Genomic DNA, 23,900 nt, shown 5'->3' with positions numbered 1-23,900 from the left:
ATAACGATACAGTATTATTTCAGAAAATCAGGGATCTGATTATTATCCTTTAGAATCTCTGTATCGCTCGGATTATTTTGTGAAAACCATTTTTCGTTCCATTCTTCCAATGTACGATCAACAGTCTGCTGAGAAATATCCAAGTAAATCTGAGTTGTTTGTATCGAAGAATGTCCTAAAATGTTTTTCACAATAGCTAATGGAACACCTGCTTCTATCAGATGTGTTGCCGTTGTGTGTCTCATTACATGAGGGGTATACGGTCCATGAACAAACATCTCCGGATGTTCTGATTTGGCAAGAGTAACATATTTTGCAAATATGTCTTCAATTGCCGATACAGATAAATGTTCATTTCTTTGACTTGGAAAAACATGTCGTTCATAGTCGATGCTAATTTTCCTTGAGGCAACATATTTATCCAAAAGTCTTGTTGCCTCAGATGTTATTTTTACACGGCGTGCCTTATCCCCTTTTCCAATAAGAGTAAGGATTGCATTCCCTTTTTCATCGTGTGCAATATCTCCAACAGTCAGGTCACAGATCTCTTGCGCTCGTGCTCCACTGGAATACATCACAGTAAAAAGAACTAGATCCCGCCACCCAAGTTTTTCAGACGGATCCGGCAATGAAAATAGGATGCTCAATTCAGGACGTGTAAATGATGTTCGGCTTTTCCCTTTTACTTTGCGTAATGATTTCTTTGAAATTTTCTGCAAACTGTTTTTGAAAACATATGCGGCCGTAAGATTCCTTCCCCCGGCATAGTCTGCAAATGAAGCAAGTGCTCCCATGCGCTGTTTCGCTGTTGTTCGGCTGTTACCACGCTCTGTAATAAGCCAGTCGAAAAAATCGGTTAACAGTTCAAAGTTCAGAAATTCAAAGGTGATAGCTTCAAACTTTGTACCGGTATTATCTCTGATATATTGAAATAGCAGTCGGAAGGCACATTTATACGAGGTCATTGTATTCGGACTTGCATTTACTGTATTTGGAAGATAGTTCGTAAAGAATCTTCCAAGTAGAGCGATAAATTCTTCTTCTGTTTTATTCTTCATAAGGCACCTCCACAGACGGAATCAAGCCTGATGAAAAAGTCTCAAAAGCATCCAGAGAATCCGAAACCTGCACACCGGAAAAACGCATGTATTTATCTGTATCAAGCAGACACTCATGCCCTAAATAGGTTGGCAACAAGAGATCATTCATATCAACAGATCTTCCCGCCGTTTCCAATTGCTTAATAGCTTTCAAAACAAAAAGATGACGAAAGCTATGCAGGCAGGCTCCACGCTTATTAGGAGATTTTTCCCGCTGATCAATATTTGCAAGCTTCAATATTTCAGAGAACCAAGTAACAACTTGTCTGGTTGTATAGTGGGTGCCGGATTTCATTCCGGGAAAAAGATAGGCGTCCGGCTGTTCCATTATTCCGGTAACTACGCAATAATGGAACAGGATTTTATTCAGAGAATCATGAATCGGGATTAGACGTTCTTTAGAATTCTTTGTTTCTCTAAGAAATAAGGTTCTATTTTGGAAATCAATATCGCTTCTTTTAATGGCGACGGTTTCTCCGATTCTTGTTCCACACCCATATAGAATCCGCAGAATCATCGGTACTTTAATGGTATGATACGGTCTTTTGTGACTTGTTTGTTTTAAGGGAAGACGATCGGCATAGTAGAAAATCTTCTGTATCTCTTCGTTAGAATAGATATACGGCATAAAATCTGATTTGACAGTGGGTACATCCGGAATGAAAGCTGTGTATCCAAGTGCGTTAAGAAAACGTGTAAACCCTCGAATTGTACCGACCTTGTTATAAATGGTTTTGCTTTTTCCGGTTAATGTAGCAATAAAATCGGTCAGAATTTCTTCCGTCAACTCTTTGTCTGTGACTTCGGCTTTTACAAGAAATTCGTCTAGGTCATCCAAGACTTTTTCATCCGCATTTGCGGTGGATACAGATACAAAAGCATATCTGAGTCTTATATAATCTGCTATTTCAGAAGAAAGCAGGCTGTTAAGCATTTGAATCATCTCCTTTCGGGTGGAGTTCTTTTAAAAATGTTCCACTTGGAGAAATGACTTCAAGTGGACAAAGACGCATGCTTTCTATGTCCAGCCTTGCATAATGTTTGATAGCATGTTTCGTTCCGTGACCTAAAATACGACGAACAACCTCTGTAGGAACATGGTCATTTACCATGTTGCTTGCAATTGATGAACGGAATGCTCGACTGCCATGTCGTCGTCCGGATATTTCTATCCCTGATTTCTTGAAAAGTGTCCAAACTGCTGTATCAATAGCAAGATAATTCAATGGTTTATATGGTATCTGTGATGTAATAAAAAGGGTTGGGGAATTCGTAAGATTGGCTCTGACAGAGAGAAGATAGTTCAAAATCGCCTCTTTTACTTCGGGAAGCAATTCACTTTCCCATGGCTTATCTGTCTTTAATTGAACGAATTGGATTCGATTGTTTTCGAAATCGAAGTTATCCAAAGTAAGTGCCGCAATATCCCTTGAGCGAATGCCATATCTGGACATCAGTAACATAATGGCATAATTTCTGATTCCGGCCGGGGTAGAACGCTCGATAGACCTTTCTACAATTGCTATCTCATCGGGCGAATATACCGTAGGAAAAGGATTCTTTTTCTTACGATAAACAAACAGTTTATCATAGTTACGAGATACCATTCCTTGTTCATACAGAAAGCGCAGAAAAAGACGGATACGACACCAGTACTCATCGTATTTCAGAGCAAGAAATGCTTGCAGCACTTGCTCTCCTGTGAGCTTGGATAAATTCGGACACCTGAGACCGGCAACATTTTCTAAGAATTTGCCACAAACAAGAAATTTGATATGAACAGTGGATGCTCTGTTGCCGGCTTTAAGACAATGATTCGCATATTTGTTCAATACATCCATATATTCGCCTGGAATATCCGGAACATAGCATTTATTGCCCCATAAAGCTGCATCCCCATCCAATCCTTGCGATAAGCGATTCAGCTTTCTTACAATTCCTTTTGCACGCTTTACTCGGGATTTACAAACATGAAGCTTATCGCTACAGTATTCGACCATTTGGTCACCAATTTCCGGAGAATATTCTTCCAGCTTCATCACCTTCATATAAGAAGCAAACGCTTGAAGAACAAACTCCATATCTTTTGTAGTGGAATCACTGTAGGAAGCTTTCTTCATAAGTTCCCGCAAATGTAATTCCAACTTAAAATAATTTGATTGATTCATTTAAAAATCCTCCTCTGTATATTTGTATCGGGTCGACACGATTTTATTATACAGAAGAGTTCATATAGATAATTATTATTCAAGAAGTTTTTAAAAAATATAGTAAATATAAGGAGGAAATATGACTTACCGAATAACATTACTTGCCGAATACACTAAATTATCCGACATGTCAGATAATTTCGTTGTTATTAGGGAGTACAGCTTTGTATTTTTCGGAAACTGATCGATAAAAGGAACAATCGTATTTCCATAAAAGATAAGTCCTTCTCCCTCATTGCTATTGGTTACATAGGAAAGCTGGTGTTTGGAGATATTCAGTTTTTTAGCTAAAATATCTCGATCCGTTCCTGCCTGATTAAGCATTAAAATAAAGTCGGTATTGTCAAAGATATTTTCAATCTCCGGACTTGCAAGCAGATCCTTTATGTTTTGGGTAAGTCCAGTCGGCATACCTCCCCATTTTCTAAATCGCTTCCAAATTTCAATGGAATAATTGGCGGTTTGCGGTTCTTTTAAGAGCAAATGAAATTCATCAACAAAATATCTTGTTGTTTTTTTACTTGCCCTGTTGACAGTAACTCTATTCCAAACCTGATCTTGTATAATTAACATTCCGATTTTTTTAAGCTGTTTTCCCAGTTCCTTGATGTCATAGCAAACCACTCTGTTATTAGTGTCTACATTCGTTCTGTGGTTAAATACATTTAAACTTCCCTTTACATAAATCTCCATTTCTACTGCAAGTTTCTTTCCTACTGTTTCTTCCTGTTTTTGAAGAAGGTTATATAAATCTTCTAAAATAGGCATATTCTCCGGCACAGGATTTTCAAAATAGGCTTTGTATAAAATCGGCAAGCAACGGTCTATGACAGAGATTTCTTCTGCACTTAATTTCTTTTCTCCAACTACCAATTCAAAAAGCGAAAGAACAAAATCCGATTTTAAGGATAGCGGATTATCTTCATCAGCATAATCTATGTTAATATCAAGCGGATTAACATAGTCTTTACTTGTCGGAGAAATTCTAACAACCTGACCTTTTAGAGCTTCTACCAGTGGTGCGTAGTCGAGTGAGTCAGCGGTATTACTACCGCCTTCTCCTCTAAGAACCGTACGTGAGAGTTTCCCCTCATACGGCTCAAGCATTTTATAACTCTTTCGAGCGGCTTTCAATGTATATTCGTTGACAATCAGCATGTACATACGCCATGTTTGTCACTTCCTCTTTTCCACCATCAGCTTTTGGAACTTTAAAGAATATCTCTCTATTTTCCGCAACCTCAAGTGGCATTCCACAGTGATAACAACAGCCTTTTTGATTTCTCCATATTATTTTAAAACGACCCGAAAGACGTTTCATTCCTTGATTAAATTTTCGTTCTGTAAAATATTCTGTATCAAGGTATGGATTGGCTGAAAGTTTGATTTTTGTGTGTCTTACTATTGGTGTATGGTCTACTCGTATAAGCTCGTGTTTGTCCGTACTGAAAACCCAGTTACGACTTCCTTTTCTATGCCAATATCTTGTAGATATCCACCATTTGCCTTTCTTAGGGTGTCTTCTTTTTGCCCATCTCCATAGTAATTCATACAGTATATAGTCTAAGTGAGCAAATGCTTCGCTTGCACATACTGATTGATGGTAATTTGTCCACCCTCTGATTTGTTGATTTAACTTCATAATTAACACATCTTGATTCCACGCTTTTCCTCGTCTTAGTATTGTATCAGATAAACTCCTTACAACTGTTTGAATAGATTTCTTTGATGGCTTTACAATTAGTTTTCCCTTATATTTACGGAAATTCCAACCAAGCATATCAAATCCATCATCAATATGTGTAATAATAGTTTTTTCTTCTGATAATTCTAATCCTCTTTCAGTTAAGAAATTCTTAATTAGTTCTTTTGCTTCTTCTGCGATTTCCTTAGTTGCTGCTGTAACAATAAAATCATCAGCGTATCTTACTAAGTTCACTTTATGAACATTTTTTAATCTTAGGTCTATTTTTCCTAACCTATTTGTGTGAAATTTGTCAGATAAGACTTTTTGCATTCCATCGAGTGCCATATTTGCTAAGATTGGAGAAATTACTCCACCTTGTGGCGTTCCATCTTCTGTAGGAAATAGTTCCCCTTTAAAAATAAATCCAGCCTTTAAAAACTGTTTTAATATTGACTTATCCATAGGAATATTTTCAATAAGCCAGTCGTGGCTTATGTTATCAAAACAGCCTTTTATATCGCCTTCAAGTATCCATTTAGGGCTTGTTTCCCTTGACAGTGCGTGAAAAATCCACTCGCAAGCATCTTGACAGCATCTACTTTTTCTAAATCCGAATGATTTAGTATCAGCAGTTGCTTCTGCCACCGGTTCTAACGCAAGTGCATATAATGCTTGCATTGCTCTATCATACATTGTTGGAATACCAAGAGGGCGTTTCTTTTTCTTGTTTTTCTTATCGATATAGACACGTCTTAATGGTTTGGCTTTATAGCCTTTATCCGTTAATGAAAGCAATGCTTTCATTTTCATTGCAGGTGTAGTCCACAATTGTTTATCTACTCCCGCTGTTTTCTTGCCCTTATTCGTTGTTACACGTCTTACGGCAATAGCTTTCGCATAAAATGAATGTGTCAGTAAATATTGAAGTCTTTTTACTGTGAAATAGTTCTTTTCCATTGTTGCCTTGACAATCCTGACTTGTAGCCTATTCACTTCTTTTTCAGCTTTCTTCCAGTCAATAGTTTTCCATTGATATGAAAGCTCTTTGTTGTTTGGCAATCTCTCAGCTTTCGCTGTCGTTGAATTATTACCTTTCATAGGTTTACCTCCATTTCTTGTCATAAAATACCTAAGATAAGTCTGCACTCTTTCGAGTCAGGGCAAATTTTGAACCCCTATGCACCGCCATTACGGCAGTACCTTTCGCTTTTTATCTTTTCCCCTACCCTCTATGTCTTTTGTTACTCTTACGAGTTTCATACCTTTTGTTATAAAAGGAACATATAGGGCTTACCACGTTCTACATAATGAATAATTATGAATGCCTTAGGTGCCATCTTTGAGCCGAGAGGATTTTTGTCCATTTGTTGTTCGAAGCAGAAAGTTCCAACAACCACCTCTGCACCATTTTGGTGTAAGTGTATCAGCCTTATTTCACTTATTCCCTGTAACGACTCTTACGATGAATCACTTTACGTTCACCATAGCACTCTTATCCTAACAGTACGTCCAACTTAGGCTGTCAGATTTTCTGTATTGTCCCATAGGCTCACCAACGAAACCGTTACCAGTTAAGCGGTCTATGGTAGGATTACTCCAAATGGATAGAGTATCTGTTTATTACAGCAATTCATTATGCAACTTCGTGTCGCACCTCGGCTTCCGGATCTGCGATGATAATATCATCATCGGTAATCAAAAACGCATTGGTAATCTCCCTCTTCGCTGCAAAGGATTTACCGGAACCCGGTGTACCTAAGATAAGTCCATTCGGATTTTTTAACTTTTTACGGTCTGCCATAATAATATTTCTGCTTAGTGCATTTAAACCATAGTATAGACTTTCTCCCTTGATAAAGAGTTCTTCCGTTGTAAATGGTATAAAGATAGCGGCTGCACTTGTGGTAAGTCCTCGTTCTATCTCCACTTCATTGATTCCAAGCGGCAAACTTGCAACAAGTCCCTGTTCTTGTCTGTAATTTAGGTTTTTCAAACTGCAATTATGTCTGTTTGCAATAGATTTTAAGGTAAATACCGTATTGTCCAGTTTCCCCTTACTTTTACTCATATTCATAAAGAGAATGGTTACCAAAAACATCTTTTCATCATGATTTTGTAGTTCTGATAGCAGGTTCTTTGCTTCTGTCCCATAAGTTACAAGGTCGCTCGGCAAGATGTCGATATCATAGCCTGCACGTATGGCTTTCTTATTTTCCTCAAGCTTCATCTTGTCTAAATCCGTTATTTTTCTTTTTACATTTTTAATCGCTTCCATCTGATCAATGGCTTTGATATGAAAGGTAACAACCATATTTTCTTCCAATGCCAAAAACTCCGATAACATCTCATCTTTAATATCTGATGCTAAAAGCTGTAAGAAATTCACTTCAGCAAAGACTTCTCCACTTTTAAAATAGGTCGGTTTGGAAAAATTAAAAGACGGAGGAACAATATATTCTTTCGTCGTCAGTCCACTGTATTTTAAATCTTCAAAGGAAAAAACAAGTTTATCGTTGGGATTTAAAATATCATGAATAACTTTTAAACGCTCCTCACCATCAAGTACATAGGCTTTTACTCCCATCTGCTTAAAGTTATTTAACACATCCATTTCCATTCTCTCAAGTCTGCTCTTTGCCTGCTTTAAGTCCTCCGCCTCTATGGTAAAGGTAAGGTACATACTCTTGGACAGTCCGTTATTTCCTTTAGAGCTTTGGTTTAAGAGCATTTGTCTGTATTCATTTCTAATTTCGTTAAAATCATCTATATTTTCTTTAATGTCAATCAGTTTACTTATTTCGTCATTTTCACCGATACTGTTGACATAACTGAATTCCACTTCCACAGAGGAATTAAAGAAATTTAGAAAAGAAGAAAATTCCGAGAAAATACTTTCTTGATCTGCTTCTTCCATTAAGCGATAGTTGATATCCAAAAATCGAATGGTTTTATTAAATTTATTCTTTTCAATCTGGCAAATTCCGTCCTTTAACATTCGCTTATAGGGAATGGTATCTTGTACGGTTTCCTTTTTCTCCTCTTTCATAAAAAAAGGAAACCACCCGTTTTTCCTTGATGATTTCCCATTTGTTTTAGACTTTATTTTTTTCTTTCCTGATTTTTTAAGTTCCGATAACTCTTTTTTATTTTTCCTAAGCTCCAACTCTTCTTTTTTAATTCGTTGTTCCTGTTTTTTTCTTTTGTCTTTGTTCAATTTTTTTCCTCCTTCCGTTTGCCTTATTTTTACTTCCTGCATCCTGCTTTTTTGTTCTCTTGGTATGATAAATACTTTTTGCTTTGTATAGCCTAATCTTTTTACTGTTATGAAACTTCAAGATATATGCCAAATGTTTTTCAAAGGGTAAATTGTCCTTTTCATAAAGCGTTGCAAAAAGAACAGGTAAGACTACTATACTCATTACAATCATAGAAATATCCGTACTCAGATAATTTTTACAAAGCATATATACAGGAAAACCGATAAGCCCCGCTATGCTAAATCCAATCAGCTGCCTTTTTGTCATATTCAGGGCTACTTTAGTTTTTACTTTTGTCAGATCCTTTGGTATTTTTACATATGCCATCGCTTATCTCCTATCTTTTTCTATACTATCTTTTTCTATTATGTTTTCTTCTCTCATATTGGAAAGTGCTTCTAAATGCTCCCAAAGTGAGATGATTTCCTCTTTCCCTCTCTCCAATTCTTCTAACAGTCCTTTATATTCGCTTTGTTTTTTTACTTCTTCCTCCACATTCTTTACCGTTTCACTAATGAAAAGAACTTCTTTGAAAAGAGCCTCTAATGCCGTAATTGACAGTTCTCTAAATTCCTGCTGTTTTTCTTCCTCTTTAAGATATTCTTCTTTCCAAAACTGAATATCATCGTCCGTTTCCATATCATCTTCTTCAAATTCGCAAAATCTGTCCTGCTTTTTGCTTTTCACTTTTATCATTCCTGCCACTCTTGCCACTGCAAAGGCAAGTGAGATTACCGTTGCAACTCCTAAAAATATTCCTGTTTTCTTGTTGATATTTTTCATAACTGCCTCCTTGTATATTTTTTTGCTTGGATTATTTCATCAACTTCTGCTCATTATGAACAAAAGTTTTCTAATGGCTGTTTAAGATTGCCTTTGCGATACTTCCGGATTTCATCATCATAACTCCAAGAATCAGTCCATATGCAAGCACTTGTAAAATACTTGCATGAATATCCGTAAAGTTTACGGTTTTTACTAAAACTGCATAGATTCCAAAAAAGATTAGGATGAAAAATCCCTGAAGCCCAAGGGCAAACAGACTTTTAATATAGTTTGTTCCGATACTTGACCAGTCCCTGTTTCCCATTGTAGCAAACGGTATTGCACAAATGGAGCAATAGACATATATTTCAATCATTCTTCCATATAGGATTACAGTGATTAAAACTGACAGAATCATTAAAGAAAATTTAACCAATCCCGTCTCAAGTGCAATCCCGATGAGTGTTCCAAGTTCCTTTGTTTTTAGGGCATCGACCATAGCATCAAAATTACCCGGCGTAATATTTGCACTGCTTCCCACAACACCTGCCGCCTTTCCTATCATGACCTGTGAGGCATCAAAGACTGCCATAGAAAATTCAAAAGCGTGAGAAACAAGCCATACGGCAATCCACATTTTGATAATGTATTTAAAAAATTCAAAGGTATCCGTGTCTTGCATGGAATTTTTCCTAAGCACAACTTGAATTAACTCTATACAAAGTATTGCGGTTAGAATTATGGCTGCTATGGGCAAAACAACATTGGTATTGATTGATTTGATGAAGGCAAAGACCTCCGAGTTCCAAGAACTCGGGGTCTTTCCCACTTCTCCTGCAACGGTTCCTACTTTGTCGTTAATATCTACAAGCATTGCAGAAAGATTATCTTTAATAATATCAATCATAATATTCTTGAAAAACTCATGTATCTTTTCAAATAAATCAAACATTATTTCAAGACATTAGCAAGTAGCGGAATAAGTTTTAGCCCTATTAAAACAATTCCTCCACCGCTCATAAGCTGCTTTATACCCTGTGATTTGGCTCCGGGATTATCCGAGCCGTATCCTTCAAGCAGATTAACAATTCCCCATGCACCAAGTCCTGCTCCGATTGCCGTAACGAGTATCTTTAATATATTTACCGCCTGTACAAAAAAATCCATAACTTATTCCTCCTCATTTTCTTCCTGTTCTTTTTTATTTTCCATTTCTTTATCAATTTTGTTGACATGCTTTACAATAAAATTCCTGTATGTCTTATCCGCTTTTTGAACCTCTTTGTAATATCCGTAGACATGGATAAAATCGCCTTTTTCAAAGTCTTTCACAAGCTGCGTCTTTTCACCGTAGACATTACAGTTGATATATTCTTTCTTTTTTTCTCCTGTCTTTCCCATCTTTCTAAAAAGTGTAAAGTTTGCAACTGAAACTTCCCCATCTTTTCCTAAAATGGTTTTGATTTCTACATCACCTATCAGGTTTCCGTTAATATTCAGCATTTCTTTTTGCATCTCTTTCCTCCATTTTCATTTCTTTTGATTCCATAAAAAAAAGACCACAACGTTTTACTTTGTTATGGTCTTGTCTATATTTTTTCATATTCAATTTTATCCTTTGTTCATTCCAACTTCTATTCATTTTGAGCAGAGGTTAGAAATTCTTCTTTTATTCCTGCCATAATATACTCTACACAGGGCAGTGCTATCGCATTTCCCAGTGCCTTATACCTTGCACTGTCAAGTATGATATTCCCATCCGCTCCGTACTTTGTGTAGTTATCCGGCAGTCCCATCAGCCTTTCGCATTCTACCGGTGTTAAATACCTGATAAATCCCTCCTCTTCTTTTCCATTTTTCCAGTACGCAAACATTGTAGGATTGGATGCTAATAGGGTTGGAAAAGGTTCATTTGGCTTCACGAAGCTGTTTCTAAAAAGGGTTTTATTTTTTCTTTTTGCTCCTCCTCGCATTTTTCTATCTTGAAAGGGTCTGACGTTTGGTATTTGCCTCCCTGCTTTATCAGAATACCTTCGATTGGATCGGGTATTCTTATCTTCGAGTTTTCTGATAATCTTAGAATTTTTGAACAGGTTTTCGGGCTTATATAGTATTTTGTGGGAACGGAATCCTCCAAAATCACAGACAATAAATATTCTCTTTCTTCTTTGAAGGAGCTTAGGCTCTCCGAAATATTGGGCATCCAAGACTCTCCAAGAAAGTTCAAATTCCCTCCCTCGCACCACTCCTGCATTTGCCCATTTAGACTCAGGCATTGGAAGGCAGGTGCTGCTGAAGGATTCGAGGACGGCTCTAAAATCCAACCTATTTCCTGATACAAAAGCTCCCATGACGTTCTCCCAAATAGCGAAAGTTGGATACTTGCCATTTGTAAACCTCCTCATCTCTTTAATAATTCTTATTGCATGATAAAAAAGAGATGATTTTTCTCCACTAAGTCCTGTTAAATCTCCTGCTTTTGAAAAATTTTGACAAGGAGAGCCGAATGTAATAATATCCACCGGCTTTATATCTCTTGCCTTTAATTTTGTGATGTCCCCTAAATGCTCTACATCAGGAAAATGCCTCTTTGATATAGAGATTGCATTTTTATCAATTTCGCTTGCCCATACTGTCTTTATCCCTACTTTTCTTGCCGCTAAAGGAAATACTCCGATTCCGTCAAATAAGCTTCCAAGTGTTATTTCTTTTACCTTACATCACCTCTTTTCTATTTTTATAATTTCCTATATTTACTTCATATTTTTATCCGTCTTACTTCTGTTCATTATGAACAAAAGTTGGCGGGCTTCTTCCTTTTTCTTTCATTGAATTATTTCTCCTTTATTTTTTCAATTCATCTTTCTATTTTTTAGGCTCAGTCATTTTTTAATATTCCTTTACAAAGTTTAATTCGATAGGCACTTCTGCTCATTTTGAACAAAGGTCGCCTTAAATTCTTATACATCCATATCAACCACTGTTACTTGCATATTTTCTTTTAGCTTAACTTTATCTTTTCTCTTTAGATATTTTTCTATATCAAAGGCATTTTTCTTATTGTAATCGGAAAGCAGTTTGTAATTCTTATGCTTGGTAATATCAAATTTATCGGAGTAAAAAGGTCTTGCTCCCCTTATTTCCAAGATGCACTTTCCACCGTCCATTACTTTCAGTTCATCCCTGCTCATGAGTTCCTTCCCAAGTTTTTGATAGTTTAGTCCGAAAGATTTTTGATTGGAGCGTGTTTCACTTGTATTGTAAAGGTCTATGGTTTCCTTCCCTAAGTTTTCTGAAAGTTCCTTTATTGTTGTTCCTTCCTTTCCTCCTAAAAACAGCTCACTATCACAATTGCCCAGAATGGTGTCGGCATGGTCTTTATATATGGCTTTTAGTTGTGATTTTGCTTGCAAGATAATGCTTGCCGATATTTCTCTGGAACGAATGGTGGCAATGAGTTTTTCAAACTTGGGTATCTGCCCGATGTTGCTGAACTCATCAAGCAGGCACCTCACATGAACAGGGAGTCTACCGCCATATACATCATCTGCCTTATCACATAAAAGATTAAAAAGCTGGGTATACATCATTGCTACCACAAAGTTAAAGGTATCATCAGTGTCTGATATGATAATAAAAAGGGCTGTCTTTTTATCTCCTATGGTATCCAAGCCCATTTCATCATATTCCATAAGGTTTTTAAGTTCTTCAATGTCAAATGCTGCAAGTCTTGCACCACAACTAATCAATATACTTTTCGCCGTTTTTCCGGCAGCCAGTTTATACTTTTTATATTGTTTGACTGCAAAATGATTCGGCTTTTCTTTTTCCAGTGCATCAAAGATATAGTCTACCGCATTTTTGAAATTTTCATCTTCTTCCCTGACTTCACTTGCATCAATAAAGGCAAGCAGACTTTCAAAGTTTTGTTCTTCCTGCGGTGCTTCATAGTAAAGGTATCCGATAAGTGCCGTATAATACAGGCGTTCCGCTTTACTCCAAAAATCCTCCGTAGCCTTTTCTCCTTCCCCCTTTGTATTTGCCATAATCGTCTGTACCAGTTTTAATATGTCTTTCTCACTCCTTAAATATGCAAAGGGATTGTAGTGCATGGATTTTTTGAAATTGATGGTGTTTAGCACCTTAATATCATATCCGTTTTTCTCAAGCATCTTTCCGCATTCGACAAGAACGGTGCCTTTCGGATCGGTTACAACATAGGATGAGTGCATTTGCATTAAATTGGGTTTTAAGAAAAATCGGGTCTTTCCACTTCCGGATCCTCCTACTACAAGCACATTTTTATTACGGGCAAATTTAGGATTTTTCGGTCTTGAATTCATAGTCAATCGTTCCGTATTGGTCAGTAAGATATTATTATCAAACCTTTCATCCAAGTACGGTTCGATGTCTTTCGGACCTCCCCATCTTGCCGAACCGTATTCTACTCCTTGGCGAAATTTCTTTGCATTTTTCTTTTTTTGATAAACAATAAGCCAAATAACTGCTGAAAAACAAATACCTGCAAATAAGTCATCTATATGAAATGATGGCAGATAAGACAGTGTTCCTATATCAGATAAAGCTACTATCATCTTATCTACATAATCACTACCTACATAACTGTTTATATGCCTTGAAAATATATTCGCCAGATAAAAGAAAAAGAGATAAGGAAAGTTTTTAATTACAAACTTTTTCTTATCTCTTATGTGAAATATATTTTTTATATCTTTTAGTATTTCTTTTACAATCTTCGTCTTTACCACTCCTTCCTACAAACTCTGCTCCTTATGTTTTTCTTTGATTTTATCTTTTTGAGGTGTATTTTTCACTTTCTCTTTAAAGTGATTTAGCTTGTCTATTACAGATTCTCTTTTCTTATTCTTTCCTGCAAATTTTGCTACTGCTTCTTTAAATGCCTGTTCCATTACCTTTTCATCTTTTGCCTGAAAAAAGATAATATTGTTTCCTGTTGTCAAATCTTTTTTAATACTGAATTTCACTCCATTTTTATTTAAGTCTCTTTTTAAGTTCTTTAAGTCCACATCATTTAACTCTAAGGTTTCAACTTTTCCCTTTTTTACTAAATCTTTTACCGTAGTTGGCTTTTGCTTGCCGATGAAATCCTTCAATCCGTTTTTCTCTTTTTCCGCCTTGTTAAGTATCATTTTCATCAGTTTTATTACTTCTCTTGCCGTTAGATGAAGTGCTTTTTTCTTTACTGCAATTACTTGCCTTGTAACTTCTTCATTGATCAATATATCACCTGCTTTCCATGAGTATTGTGTTTACCTTTCGTGCTTTTTCTTTCATCTTTGATATTCTTCTGTTTTCTCCTGTAAAAAGAATGGGTGTTGCCATTTCAAGAAGCCTTGAATAAATTCTCTGTTCTTTTAGATTATTGGGGCTTGTAAGCTGCTTTGCACTAAGATTCGTAGTCAAAATTATCGGTTTATTTGCTCTGTATCTGCTGTCAATGATATTAAAGATATGCTCTGTGGCAAAAGGGGTATCTCTTTCCATTCCGAAATCATCAATGATAAGAAGTCTATGTTTATTAAGCTTTTCAATATACTTATTTTTGTTGATGTCCAAATTCATCATATCGTTTAGAATGGTGGCAAAGTTGGTCATTTTAACGGAAATTTCTTTTTCAATTAGGGCATTTGCTATTGCCGATGCCAAATAGGTTTTTCCGGTTCCCACAGGTCCTGTAAGGAGTAAGCCTATATTTTCCTTTTCCATTTCTTCAAATTTTTTCACATAGTTTTCTCCGATTTTTCTATGCTCTAAGCTGCCATCTTCCGCTTCAAAGGTTTGATTTTGCAACAGCTTATCTTCAAATGCCTGTTTTCTTAAATCCGACAGGATACTTTGATGCTCCAGTTCTTTCCAATGCTGTCTTTCCTTCTCCAATTCTTTTTCTCTGCAAATACAGTTTTTAGGTATTTTCCTTAAACCTCCACCTATATTACTGATTTGCTGTTTGGGACTATGACATACTCCACAATAAACAAGTCCGTCATTCTCATTGACATAATCTCCGTTCTTTTCGTTTAAAATATCTTTTTGCAAACGTTCAAATACTCTCCCGAAGATGTTTTCCGTATTATCCATATGATTCCTCCGTAATCTTTATAGTTTCATTTAATTTTCCTAAACCTTAAACATATTTCCTATCATCATCTTTAACTGCTATGTGTAACTACTACGTGGCATTGAAAAGCTCCTGCCATATTTCTTTATCTTTGCTGTAATCAGCATCATCTGTCTCTTGATATGCTGTCATCCCTAAGATATTGATGGGTGCATTATATAGCAGGGATAACAAATAGGCTCTCAGGTTTGTAATTTTTCTCTTGTTTTCATCAAGAACAAGCAGAACATAGCTGATATGTTCTTTTTGTAGTGATAAAAACTGTTCTTTTACGGTTTCATACGCTGTCATCTTCTGATTGATTCTTATGTCTGTCTTACTTTGAATTGCCTCTGCCATTAAGTTTACGATAAGGTCAATTTTTTCTTTGTCTTTTAATTGTTCTTCCACAAGAAAAGTGTAGTTAATATTTTGTTTGAGTATTTTTGTTATTTCCTCTACTTCCATATCCTCTTTTTTATTTTCTTTTGAGGGGGATATGGGGGAGGTGTTATTATATTCAGTATCACTATATTCAGTCTTATTTATATTAGTCTTATTACATTGTGATTTTAACAATTCTTGTTTTGTGAAATTCACATTTCCTGAATTGTGATTTTCATCATTCTTAAATTGTGATTTCCATAATTCCTGATTGGTGATTTTATCCTGCACAGAATTTTCCTGCTCATTTGTTTCCTGAATGATAAAGTTCTTCACATAGAGTATGTTGGGTTTGCCAAGTCCCAATCTTTTCTTTTCAATAAGTCCTATCCCTTTTTTATCATCCAATTCCTGAAGTATCTTTGTCGCTTTCTGGGTGGCACAACACATAATTTCTGCAATCTCTTCTATGGTAAAGATGATATATACCTTGTTTTCTTCATCAATCCAGTTATTTTTCATGGACAGGTTCATTCGGTCAAGTAAAATCCCGTATAGCACTTTGGCATCACTACTCAGTTTTGTAAATATGGGATCTGTAAATAACAGCTTGGGAATACGAAAAAAAGAGAAGTTTTCCGCTTCTTTTCCGTAATAGTAGTTAAATTTTATATCCATGCTCTCTACCTCCTCCTATGTTTTAAGCATCAAAAAAGAGATAGCTGTTTTTCTTTGCTATCTCTTGATAAATGAATTCTTTATCTTTTATTTTTATCTATTTTTCCTTATCGGTATCGTCTTTTTTATCTTGTTTTTTATTGAAAGGTTCTTTGACCACATCTTCAATCAGTCTTGATAAATCTACTGCATTTTTTGAGGTAATTACAGGTTTCCCGGTTTCTTTCTCAATTTCTTTCCTTGTGTTTCCTGCTATACTGCCTCCTCTTTTTGCAACTTTCTTATTTTCTTCCAAACCCTGTGGGTTGGTGGTTTTTGTAAGCTCTGTTGTTGTAGCTTCTGCAAGCATATTTAGAACAATTTCAAGAGTGGTCATATTATCTCTTAGATTTTCTTTTTTCAAACCTTTCAGATTTTTATATCCTCTTGTTGTCATGCCTGACCATGCTTTTGTAATTTCATCGGTTAGTATTGCATATTCAATTCCTTTTTCAATCCCATGATCATCCCAAGCATCGGTTAGCTCTTTTCTCACTTGGATTGCTTGAAGGCGTTGGTTAATCCATTCGCGACTGTACCCTTTCTTCAAATAGGTTTCTAAGGCTCTGTCAATCGTAAGTTCCGGATCGATGATTTCATCAATTCGCTCTTTTCCTACTTCCGCAAGCCATAATTTGAAAGGTTCTGCCTTTGGTGATGGAATGGACTGGATAATACGGAAAATTCCCTGCATATCCGCCACATCAGTTAGACGCATTTTCCCATCTGCTGCTTTCATTTTCAAAGCGTTACAATTTGTAACGGTTTCGTTGCCTTCATCTTTTAATCTCTTTTTCAGTACTCTCCAGTATACTTGTGGATCTTTACTTTCTGTCAGTACCGATACTACATCTACTACTGAAAAATACCATTCTTCTTTTTCTTCGTCCCAAACGGAGCGTATCTCTTTATTTTCATATAGTTTTATTTCGTCCATTATGACACCTGCCTCTTTTATATATTAGTTTGTTAAACAGCCTTTTCTCTTGTGTATTGTTTTATATTATACCCTAAATTTATAATTTTGTCTTTTCACTTGTCGGTATACCCTTTAAAATATATTTCTAGTGCTTTTTCTATGATTTCCTCCACATCTTCTTTTGTTTCATCATGAAAGAATTTTTTGTATACACTCCGAGACAGCTTGATATTCTGATACTCTTTTATCTTCGGTTTTTTCAAGTTCAACAAATATGCTGTAACCATCTCTTGATTTAGCTCTTCCTGTCGGTTCATCAGATGAAGTGCTTTGGTGTCGCTTGGTTTTAAGGTTAGTTCCAGTTCTTCGCTCTGCTGATACAGATATTCCTGTATTTCTTTTGAAAGATAGGATAAGTCTACTGCCATTGTCAGTCCTATTTTTTCATTATCAATCTCTTTTTTCCAAGAGTCTGACAATTCATTTAATCTAAGATACCTTGCAATAGATGCACCTGAAAGATTGTATTCTTTTCCAAGTACTTTTCTGCTGTCTGTCTTATCTTCTTCCTTGCTTTCTTTTTCTATGATACCCTGCTCTAAATTGTTTATATCTTTTTGCAAATCATTTCTCTTTCCCTGACTTGCTATTTTTTCATATCGCATTTTAAGAACAAAGGCTTTTTCTGTCGGCAGCAAGTCGGAGAAAGAACGCTGCATAAGGTTGGTTTCAATCACATAGGTATAGGTTTGTTCTTCGGAAAGATTTTCTTTAATAATACAAGGAACAGTTTTTAGATTCACAAGTCTGGCTGCATTTACTCTGTTATGTCCAGAAAGTATTTCATAAGCTCCATCCTCTTTTTTTAGAACAATGATTGGATTAAGTATCCCATTTTCTTTGATACTTTCCACCATATCGTCTAATCTCTTGCCTGTGTATAGGGTAAATGGATGGTCGTGGTAGTTTTCAAGTAGATTGATTTCTATATTCTGTATATCTCCCTGTTCCAAGGTGCCTGTATCATCAAGTAAAAAATCTACGGCATCGGTTATTTCTCTTTTTACAAGTTTTTTACTCATAGCAGATCTCCTTTGCCAGATTGTCGTATGCAATATCTACACTGCTGCCTTTTGCATATTTTTTTATGCTTTGTCCGCTGTATATGGCTTCTCCCACTTTGACCGTTTTGGGTATTTTGGTTTTAAATACCGCTATCTTTCCTTGGTACATTTCTTCTACCTGCTGAGTAAGGAGTTTTGAAAGATTTGTTCTGTTATCGCACATGGTTAGTAAAATCCCCTGCACTTTCAGTTTCGGATTCACTCTCTTTTTAATTTTCTGAACGGTTTTTAAGAGTTCACCAATTCCTACTACTGCAAAAACTCCGGTATCGGCTGTGATAAGCACACTGTCTGATGCACAAAGGGCATTGATGTTTAGAATATTAAGTGATGGAGATGTATCTATAAGGATATAGTCGTAATGCTCTCTTATCTGATTGATAATTTCTGATAATATTCTTTCGCTCCCTGTTTCTGACCTCATTTGTGTTTCAACGGCTGATAAGAAAATGCTTGAGGGGATAATATCCATTTCATCATAAGATAGGATATATTCCTCTACTGAATAACTTTCCTCTTCTAATTCAGCTGTCAGCAAATGTCCTACTGTTTTTATGTTTTCTGAATTTCCCACATCAAAACATCTTGTAAGATTAGCTTGCGGATCAAGGTCAATTACTAATATTTTTTTACCCAGTTCTCTTAGCGAGCAGGCAAGGTTTAGAGTTGTGGTTGTTTTACCGACTCCGCCTTTTCGATTAGCTATAGTTATAACTTGTGCCATAGAACGCCCCTTTCTTCTCTATACAGAGATTTCATTTTGTGATATACTTTTATATGATTTTAAGTATAAAAAAAGATGATAGTCTCAATCCATCATCAAGTTTAAAAGTTTTGTGGAAGCCTTTAACCATTGATTTTTCTTGGATTTATTGCACTATCATCATTATATCATTATCTCCTGAACCTGATTCACCGACAATCGCTGTCTTTTCACCAGCTCTTGCCGTAAAACTTACATTATGAATAACATTCTTAATATAGGTTTCGGGCTGTCCATTTTCTCCCATCTTGTTTAGCTGATAGCCAAAGGTAACATTATCATATAAAATAGTCTGTCCTGTTCCCTTAAAATCATTTTCTCCCTGCTTTAAAGGAGCCATATTTAAGGCTTGTTCTAAAGCAGAAATCTTATAATTTAACTGCGGCATAGTTGGTAAAAATCCGAGAGCTTTCAAGAGTGGCAATCCTATACTTAAAGAAAGACATAACACTAATATTAAGTTAGAAAGACTTGCATAGCCCATATACACAAAGTAACCACCAAGAGGCAATGTTAAAATAATCGTGCATGGAAGTAAGGCACTATATAACGCCATCCATGGCCATGCCGTCTTATACCAAGCGAGTGCATAATCTCTATAACTGCTGATATCTTTAGAAAGACGTTCATAAGACTCTGTTTGCTTATTAAATACTTTTACAACTTCCATACCATTTACATACTCAATAATGGTATTGTTCATTTTTCCACTTGCCATATAATATGGTCCCATTTGCTTCATACCTACAGAGTACATAATCATCATTGCAAGAATGCTAATCGGAATAGAAGCTAATGACATTAACGCTAATCTCCAGTCAATAAAAAACATTGAAATATAAACCATAATAGGTACAATTAGGTTCGCTATTCCTTCAGGAAGTGAATGAGCTAAAAGCACTTCTAAACTGCCAATATCATCCACGAACATTTTTTTGATTGTACCAGTCCCTTTTTCTTCAACAACACCCAATGGTAGATTTTCCATTTTTTTCTGTAAGGATGTTCGAAGTCCAAGTAGCGTGTTGTATGCTGCTTTATGGGATACATTAAGACCTAAACCTCCTAAGACAGCTTGCAACACTAAACAAACTAAAATACTGATCAATAAAATAGCAAGTCTTTCAAATTCTAATTGCTCACCTAAAATAAGTGGATTGATAATCTGATATGCAAATAGAAAGGGTAGCACACCCATAATTACACTAATAAGCATAATAAAACTTGCTAAGTGAATTGATTTTTTATGCGAACCTGCATATTCAAAAACCTTATTTAACATAGTTTTTCTCCTTCAATAAATTTCCTTTTTTATCCATAAAATCCATGATTAACGCTTCATTTCCCTTTACAGATATTTTTTTATAATCCTTATCGCCGAGCATTAAGACGGAATTACAGGTTTTAAATAACAACTCTAAGTCATGAGTAATTATTATAATTGGAATCTCCTTTGCTTTTTCTGTCATTAAATCGGACATAATTTTCATACTTTTATAATCAAGACCTGATGTTGGTTCATCCAAAATTATCAGTTTACGACCAGATAAAAACGAAGTAATAATCGCCAATCGTTGTTTTTGTCCACCGGATAATTTCTGCGGATGATTGGTTTTTTTATGCCACAGGTCTGTATCTTTTAGATATTCTCGTATTTTTTCTAAATCACTTTCCGAGTTTTTATCTTTACAAAATATCAATTCATTTTCTACTGTGTCTAAAAAAATCTGAGCATCTACATCTTGTAACACGCAATATGAATTTTTAAGCCTTTCTCTTTGTTTCTGCCCATAGCTGACATCTAAATATTTTTCAGAAAGTCCGCACAACGCTTTCCCCAATGTCGTTTTCCCAATTCCATTAGAGCCGATGATTCCCATGATTTCTTTTTCTTTAATATCAAAAGTCAAATCTTTTATCAAAAGTCTTTTGCCTTGATGAATATTAGCTTTATTGACTTTGATACAGATTTCAGTATCAATATGCTCCATTTCTGACACAAGCTCCTTTTCATTAAATGTCCTCAATTCAAGTTCTCTACATTTTTCATTATTAAGCTGTCCATTTTGAAAAACATCTTGTATTGTTCCATCTTTGATATAGACTAATCTACTAAACATATCTTTTAAGTAGTAAAGTCTATGTTCGGCTATAATGATTGTCTTTCCTAATGCTTTTAAATTAATAAGGATCTCCGTAAATTTCCTTATACTGTTATAATCCAAACTGCTTGATGGTTCATCAAAAAAGATAATGTCTGTGTCATAAATAAGAGTTCCTGCTATTGCTACTTTTTGTCTTTCACCTCCGGATAACTCGAAGATAGACTTTTTTCTTAGATACTCTATTTCAAGTAACTGCATTGCTTCGTCAACTTTTTCTCTTAAGATTTTTTTCTCTAACCCTAAATTTTCACCCACTAAAGCAATTTCATCTTCAACCACATCACAGAAAAATTGATCTTTAGGGTTTTGGAATACATTCCCTATATATTTTGCAAGTTCTCCTTTTTTATATAGAGTTATATCCTTTCCTAATAACTTGATTTCGCCGTTTAGACAACCATCATAAAAGGATGGTATCAACCCATTCAAAAGCCTTAAAAGCGTGGTTTTGCCACAACCTGAAAGTCCTGTCAAAACAACGATTTCGCCTTTTTTCACAGATAGTTTTAAATCTTTTAGTATTAAATCTTCTCCATAAGAAAAAGCTCGTATTTCTGCTTCTAAAATATTTTCCATGCACTCACCCCCACTAAAGCTATTCCACCCATCAGCATTGCAATATCAATCAATGTGATTTTCACTTCATGAAAACTTGTTTTTTTACCGTCATACTCAATACCTTTTGATATGATTGAACAAGTCAAAGTATCACTTATATCTATGCACTTATACATAAGCGGAACAAAATATAATTCAAATGTCTTCAGTGGTTTAAATATACTTGCTCTGAATCCTCTAATTTTCATGCCGTTGTTTATTTCTTTCATTCGAATAGAAATTTCTGGAATAAAGCGAAAAAACACTGTAATTCCTATACCTATTCCACCATCTATACCAACTTTTCTAAATGCCGCCATGAGATGAGATGAACTATATGAAGATAAGACTCTCCCCAAAATGAAAAGCGGCGAAAATTTCAATACTATAAGTAGCATCATATATATGGAACCAATCAAAACATTTCCTAAATAAGGTTTTAGTAAATGAACAATTCCCCATACTATGATCAATGAGCATATCATTCTAAATGCTTTTTTAGGAGAGAATAATAGTAGTAACACTAAAACAAAAACAAGTGAAATGAGGTAGTGTAATTGTTCGCCCACTGTTAAAACCACCGAAAAGAATAAAATCAACCCAACTATAGTAAGTGGGTTGATTTTATCTGATAGTTGGTATTGATTTATATTCTTTTTATCATTTTTACAAAACACTTTTTTTCTTCCTATCGCTAAAAAATTTGTTGTAAATATATGTTCCAAAATAAGCACCTATAACTGAAGCCACAATTGCAATCAATAAACAAATCAAGATATTTTTAGGTGTGTAAAAATTGTAAAGGAATGTTGCGTAATCGGTTGTAAACATCTTTGGAAATTGCTTTGTAAGTCCTTCGACACCAAATACAAAAGCAAAATACATAGCATGTAAGGAATAGATAAACATACCTGTTCCAAAAGCAATTCCAACTTTCATATTTTTGCTTGTATAGTTCTCTTTTTTACCAATTACAAATTCCGCCAAAATTCCTGCAATAGCACAAACAACAATTACGGGCCACATTCCCATGAGAGCATAGAATACCCCCAGCAACAGAAAGTATGAAAAAGCAGTTCCTCTCTGTCCAACCTGCTTGCACATAATTACAAAAACGGGTGCAACAATGATTGTTGGCAATGCAGATGACAAATACAAACTTGGAATCATACCAAATGATCCTGTCAAAAATCCCAATCCCATCGTCAAAACAAATCCAATAACAGAGAATACTGCTATCTTTACAATACCTTTTAAATTCATGATACTTCCTCCTTAGTTTTTTATTTAATATTTTTCTGTTTATCCTCCAGAAATAATATTCTTAATTTTATTTTTGAAAGAAAAAATATAGTCTTATTGAACTTAAAAATAACTTAGTTATTTTTAGTGTAAAAAAAACTTTTTTATAATCCTCGTATTTTCCCCCATCCTTCATTAAAAAAGTTTGAAATTAGAATTGCGTTTTGTCTTACTTCTTCTTTATCTTCAGAATGTACAGCAATCTCAGACAAGGCATAAAAATACGCATGATTAAGCAAATGAATACCTCTGTTTGTTATTCTGTCATTAACATGATTTGCACCATAAATCATACTTAATATTTTAAAATGATTTTTATCTTCAATTTCTATAAGTTCATCTAAAAAACTGCTATATTTAGTTCCATAAGATCCAAATACTAAAAGTTCAAACACATCTTTGTTTTCAAAAAAATGCAAAACTGTATCAATCGTGCCCTGTGCTTTTGACTCCAAAATCTTTTGAATAGTTTCTTTTCCTATTCTTTTTTCCTTTTTATAAGCATCAAAGCTCTTATTCTCATACATAGCATAATATCTTTTAATTTCAGCTATAAGAGGTTCTACTAATTCTGCAAAAAGACTTTCTTTATCCTCAAAATGACCATAAAAAGCACCAGTCGTAACACCCGCTTCTTTGCATATAGCCCTTAAATTTGCTTTTTCAAATCCTTGCTCTTTAAAAATCTTCTTGCCACTCTCCAATATCTTTTTATGAGTTAAATCATAATCTCCATTTGCCACCTTATTTCAACCTCCTTTCTCCAAAAAT

23 protein-coding genes and 1 pseudogene are annotated in these 23,900 nt (G+C 35.2%); all 24 read right to left on the bottom strand.

Translation table 11 applies throughout. The features are described 5' to 3' along the window. Window positions 1–14 precede the first annotated feature (14 nt). Window positions 15–1,058, bottom strand: coding sequence for a recombinase XerD (locus C3V36_07755; protein ID AVM69144.1), 1,044 nt, complete (start codon window positions 1,056–1,058; stop codon window positions 15–17). Beyond that, complete coding sequence (locus C3V36_07750; GenBank protein ID AVM69143.1) at window positions 1,048–2,043, bottom strand: hypothetical protein; 996 nt, start codon at window positions 2,041–2,043, stop codon at window positions 1,048–1,050. Before C3V36_07750 ends, C3V36_07755 begins: the two co-directional genes overlap by 11 nt. Further along, the gene (locus C3V36_07745) at window positions 2,027–3,268 is read right to left on the bottom strand and encodes a hypothetical protein (GenBank protein ID AVM69142.1); all 1,242 of its coding nucleotides are present in this window, start codon (window positions 3,266–3,268) and stop codon (window positions 2,027–2,029) included. Before C3V36_07745 ends, C3V36_07750 begins: the two co-directional genes overlap by 17 nt. A gap of 126 nt (window positions 3,269–3,394) precedes the next feature. Continuing rightward, a complete protein-coding gene (locus tag C3V36_07740) occupies window positions 3,395–4,474 on the bottom strand; it encodes a conjugal transfer protein (GenBank protein ID AVM69141.1) in 1,080 nt (359 codons plus the stop codon). Then, complete coding sequence (ltrA, locus tag C3V36_07735) at window positions 4,419–6,095, bottom strand: group II intron reverse transcriptase/maturase (protein AVM69140.1); 1,677 nt, start codon at window positions 6,093–6,095, stop codon at window positions 4,419–4,421. Before ltrA ends, C3V36_07740 begins: the two co-directional genes overlap by 56 nt. 535 nt (window positions 6,096–6,630) lie before the next feature. Then, a complete protein-coding gene (locus C3V36_07730) occupies window positions 6,631–8,211 on the bottom strand; it encodes a conjugal transfer protein TraE (protein ID AVM69139.1) in 1,581 nt (526 codons plus the stop codon). Then, window positions 8,171–8,581, bottom strand: a complete 411-nt coding sequence (locus C3V36_07725) for a PrgI family protein (GenBank protein ID AVM69138.1) — start codon at window positions 8,579–8,581, stop codon at window positions 8,171–8,173. The genes C3V36_07730 and C3V36_07725 overlap by 41 nt, the downstream gene beginning before the upstream one ends. A gap of 3 nt (window positions 8,582–8,584) precedes the next feature. Further along, window positions 8,585–9,037 carry a stress response protein NST1 gene (locus tag C3V36_07720; GenBank protein AVM69137.1) on the bottom strand — a complete coding sequence of 151 codons (453 nt, stop codon included), beginning with the start codon at window positions 9,035–9,037 and terminating at the stop codon, window positions 8,585–8,587. A gap of 70 nt (window positions 9,038–9,107) precedes the next feature. Next, window positions 9,108–9,971 (bottom strand): hypothetical protein, encoded by an 864-nt coding sequence (locus C3V36_07715; GenBank protein ID AVM69136.1) that lies wholly within the window; start codon window positions 9,969–9,971, stop codon window positions 9,108–9,110. Continuing rightward, window positions 9,971–10,186 carry a conjugal transfer protein gene (locus tag C3V36_07710; protein AVM69135.1) on the bottom strand — a complete coding sequence of 72 codons (216 nt, stop codon included), beginning with the start codon at window positions 10,184–10,186 and terminating at the stop codon, window positions 9,971–9,973. The genes C3V36_07715 and C3V36_07710 overlap by 1 nt, the downstream gene beginning before the upstream one ends. Window positions 10,187–10,189: 3 nt before the next feature. After that, window positions 10,190–10,534, bottom strand: coding sequence for a single-stranded DNA-binding protein (locus C3V36_07705; protein ID AVM69134.1), 345 nt, complete (start codon window positions 10,532–10,534; stop codon window positions 10,190–10,192). Between the two features lie 119 nt (window positions 10,535–10,653). Further along, complete coding sequence (locus C3V36_07700; protein AVM69133.1) at window positions 10,654–11,724, bottom strand: cytosine methyltransferase; 1,071 nt, start codon at window positions 11,722–11,724, stop codon at window positions 10,654–10,656. Window positions 11,725–11,979: 255 nt separating this feature from the next. After that, window positions 11,980–13,788 (bottom strand): conjugal transfer protein TraG, encoded by a 1,809-nt coding sequence (locus C3V36_07695; GenBank protein ID AVM69132.1) that lies wholly within the window; start codon window positions 13,786–13,788, stop codon window positions 11,980–11,982. Window positions 13,789–13,794: 6 nt separating this feature from the next. Continuing rightward, a complete protein-coding gene (locus C3V36_07690; GenBank protein AVM69131.1) occupies window positions 13,795–14,280 on the bottom strand; it encodes a PcfB family protein in 486 nt (161 codons plus the stop codon). Window positions 14,281–14,284: 4 nt separating this feature from the next. Next, window positions 14,285–15,139: a DNA replication protein gene (locus C3V36_07685; GenBank protein ID AVM69130.1), complete on the bottom strand. Its 855-nt coding sequence runs from the start codon at window positions 15,137–15,139 to the stop codon at window positions 14,285–14,287. 91 nt (window positions 15,140–15,230) lie between these two features. Continuing rightward, window positions 15,231–16,220, bottom strand: coding sequence for a replication initiator protein A (locus C3V36_07680; protein ID AVM69129.1), 990 nt, complete (start codon window positions 16,218–16,220; stop codon window positions 15,231–15,233). A 97-nt stretch (window positions 16,221–16,317) separates the two neighbouring features. Then, window positions 16,318–17,196: a phage antirepressor protein gene (locus C3V36_07675; GenBank protein AVM69128.1), complete on the bottom strand. Its 879-nt coding sequence runs from the start codon at window positions 17,194–17,196 to the stop codon at window positions 16,318–16,320. A gap of 95 nt (window positions 17,197–17,291) precedes the next feature. After that, the gene (locus tag C3V36_07670; GenBank protein AVM69127.1) at window positions 17,292–18,260 is read right to left on the bottom strand and encodes a chromosome partitioning protein ParB; all 969 of its coding nucleotides are present in this window, start codon (window positions 18,258–18,260) and stop codon (window positions 17,292–17,294) included. Further along, window positions 18,253–19,026: a ParA family protein gene (locus C3V36_07665; protein AVM69126.1), complete on the bottom strand. Its 774-nt coding sequence runs from the start codon at window positions 19,024–19,026 to the stop codon at window positions 18,253–18,255. Before C3V36_07665 ends, C3V36_07670 begins: the two co-directional genes overlap by 8 nt. 175 nt (window positions 19,027–19,201) lie before the next feature. Further along, window positions 19,202–20,347 (bottom strand): annotated as a pseudogene (locus C3V36_07660) (ABC transporter ATP-binding protein). Further along, complete coding sequence (locus C3V36_07655) at window positions 20,337–21,806, bottom strand: ABC transporter (protein ID AVM69125.1); 1,470 nt, start codon at window positions 21,804–21,806, stop codon at window positions 20,337–20,339. Before C3V36_07655 ends, C3V36_07660 begins: the two are co-directional and overlap by 11 nt. After that, window positions 21,791–22,504, bottom strand: coding sequence for an ABC transporter permease (locus tag C3V36_07650; GenBank protein ID AVM69124.1), 714 nt, complete (start codon window positions 22,502–22,504; stop codon window positions 21,791–21,793). Before C3V36_07650 ends, C3V36_07655 begins: the two co-directional genes overlap by 16 nt. After that, complete coding sequence (locus tag C3V36_07645) at window positions 22,494–23,090, bottom strand: hypothetical protein (GenBank protein ID AVM69123.1); 597 nt, start codon at window positions 23,088–23,090, stop codon at window positions 22,494–22,496. Before C3V36_07645 ends, C3V36_07650 begins: the two co-directional genes overlap by 11 nt. A 143-nt stretch (window positions 23,091–23,233) precedes the next feature. Continuing rightward, a complete protein-coding gene (locus tag C3V36_07640; GenBank protein ID AVM69122.1) occupies window positions 23,234–23,872 on the bottom strand; it encodes a TetR/AcrR family transcriptional regulator in 639 nt (212 codons plus the stop codon). Between the last annotated feature and the right edge of the window lie 28 nt (window positions 23,873–23,900).

It is taken from the genome of Lachnospiraceae bacterium oral taxon 500 (genome assembly GCA_002999035.1).
In the GTDB taxonomy this organism is placed as follows: Bacteria; Bacillota; Clostridia; order Lachnospirales; family Vallitaleaceae; genus W11650.
The sequence above is the reverse complement of the archived record's forward strand: the minus strand, read 5'-3'. Positions and strand labels throughout refer to the sequence as shown.

Coding starts and splice junctions, on each gene's coding strand:
- C3V36_07670 (AVM69127.1), bottom strand. CDS start 18,260: ATGAGTAAAAAACTTGTAAAAAGAGAAATAACCGATGCCGTAGATTTT.
- C3V36_07755 (AVM69144.1), bottom strand. CDS start 1,058: ATGAAGAATAAAACAGAAGAAGAATTTATCGCTCTACTTGGAAGATTC.
- C3V36_07750 (AVM69143.1), bottom strand. CDS start 2,043: ATGATTCAAATGCTTAACAGCCTGCTTTCTTCTGAAATAGCAGATTAT.
- C3V36_07720 (AVM69137.1), bottom strand. CDS start 9,037: ATGAAAAATATCAACAAGAAAACAGGAATATTTTTAGGAGTTGCAACG.
- C3V36_07740 (AVM69141.1), bottom strand. CDS start 4,474: ATGTACATGCTGATTGTCAACGAATATACATTGAAAGCCGCTCGAAAG.
- C3V36_07665 (AVM69126.1), bottom strand. CDS start 19,026: ATGGCACAAGTTATAACTATAGCTAATCGAAAAGGCGGAGTCGGTAAA.
- C3V36_07715 (AVM69136.1), bottom strand. CDS start 9,971: ATGTTTGATTTATTTGAAAAGATACATGAGTTTTTCAAGAATATTATG.
- C3V36_07745 (AVM69142.1), bottom strand. CDS start 3,268: ATGAATCAATCAAATTATTTTAAGTTGGAATTACATTTGCGGGAACTT.
- C3V36_07685 (AVM69130.1), bottom strand. CDS start 15,139: ATGGATAATACGGAAAACATCTTCGGGAGAGTATTTGAACGTTTGCAA.
- C3V36_07725 (AVM69138.1), bottom strand. CDS start 8,581: ATGGCATATGTAAAAATACCAAAGGATCTGACAAAAGTAAAAACTAAA.
- C3V36_07655 (AVM69125.1), bottom strand. CDS start 21,806: ATGGAAAATATTTTAGAAGCAGAAATACGAGCTTTTTCTTATGGAGAA.
- C3V36_07680 (AVM69129.1), bottom strand. CDS start 16,220: ATGGATATAAAATTTAACTACTATTACGGAAAAGAAGCGGAAAACTTC.
- C3V36_07710 (AVM69135.1), bottom strand. CDS start 10,186: ATGGATTTTTTTGTACAGGCGGTAAATATATTAAAGATACTCGTTACG.
- C3V36_07645 (AVM69123.1), bottom strand. CDS start 23,090: ATGAATTTAAAAGGTATTGTAAAGATAGCAGTATTCTCTGTTATTGGA.
- C3V36_07705 (AVM69134.1), bottom strand. CDS start 10,534: ATGCAAAAAGAAATGCTGAATATTAACGGAAACCTGATAGGTGATGTA.
- ltrA (AVM69140.1), bottom strand. CDS start 6,095: ATGAAAGGTAATAATTCAACGACAGCGAAAGCTGAGAGATTGCCAAAC.
- C3V36_07675 (AVM69128.1), bottom strand. CDS start 17,196: ATGGACGAAATAAAACTATATGAAAATAAAGAGATACGCTCCGTTTGG.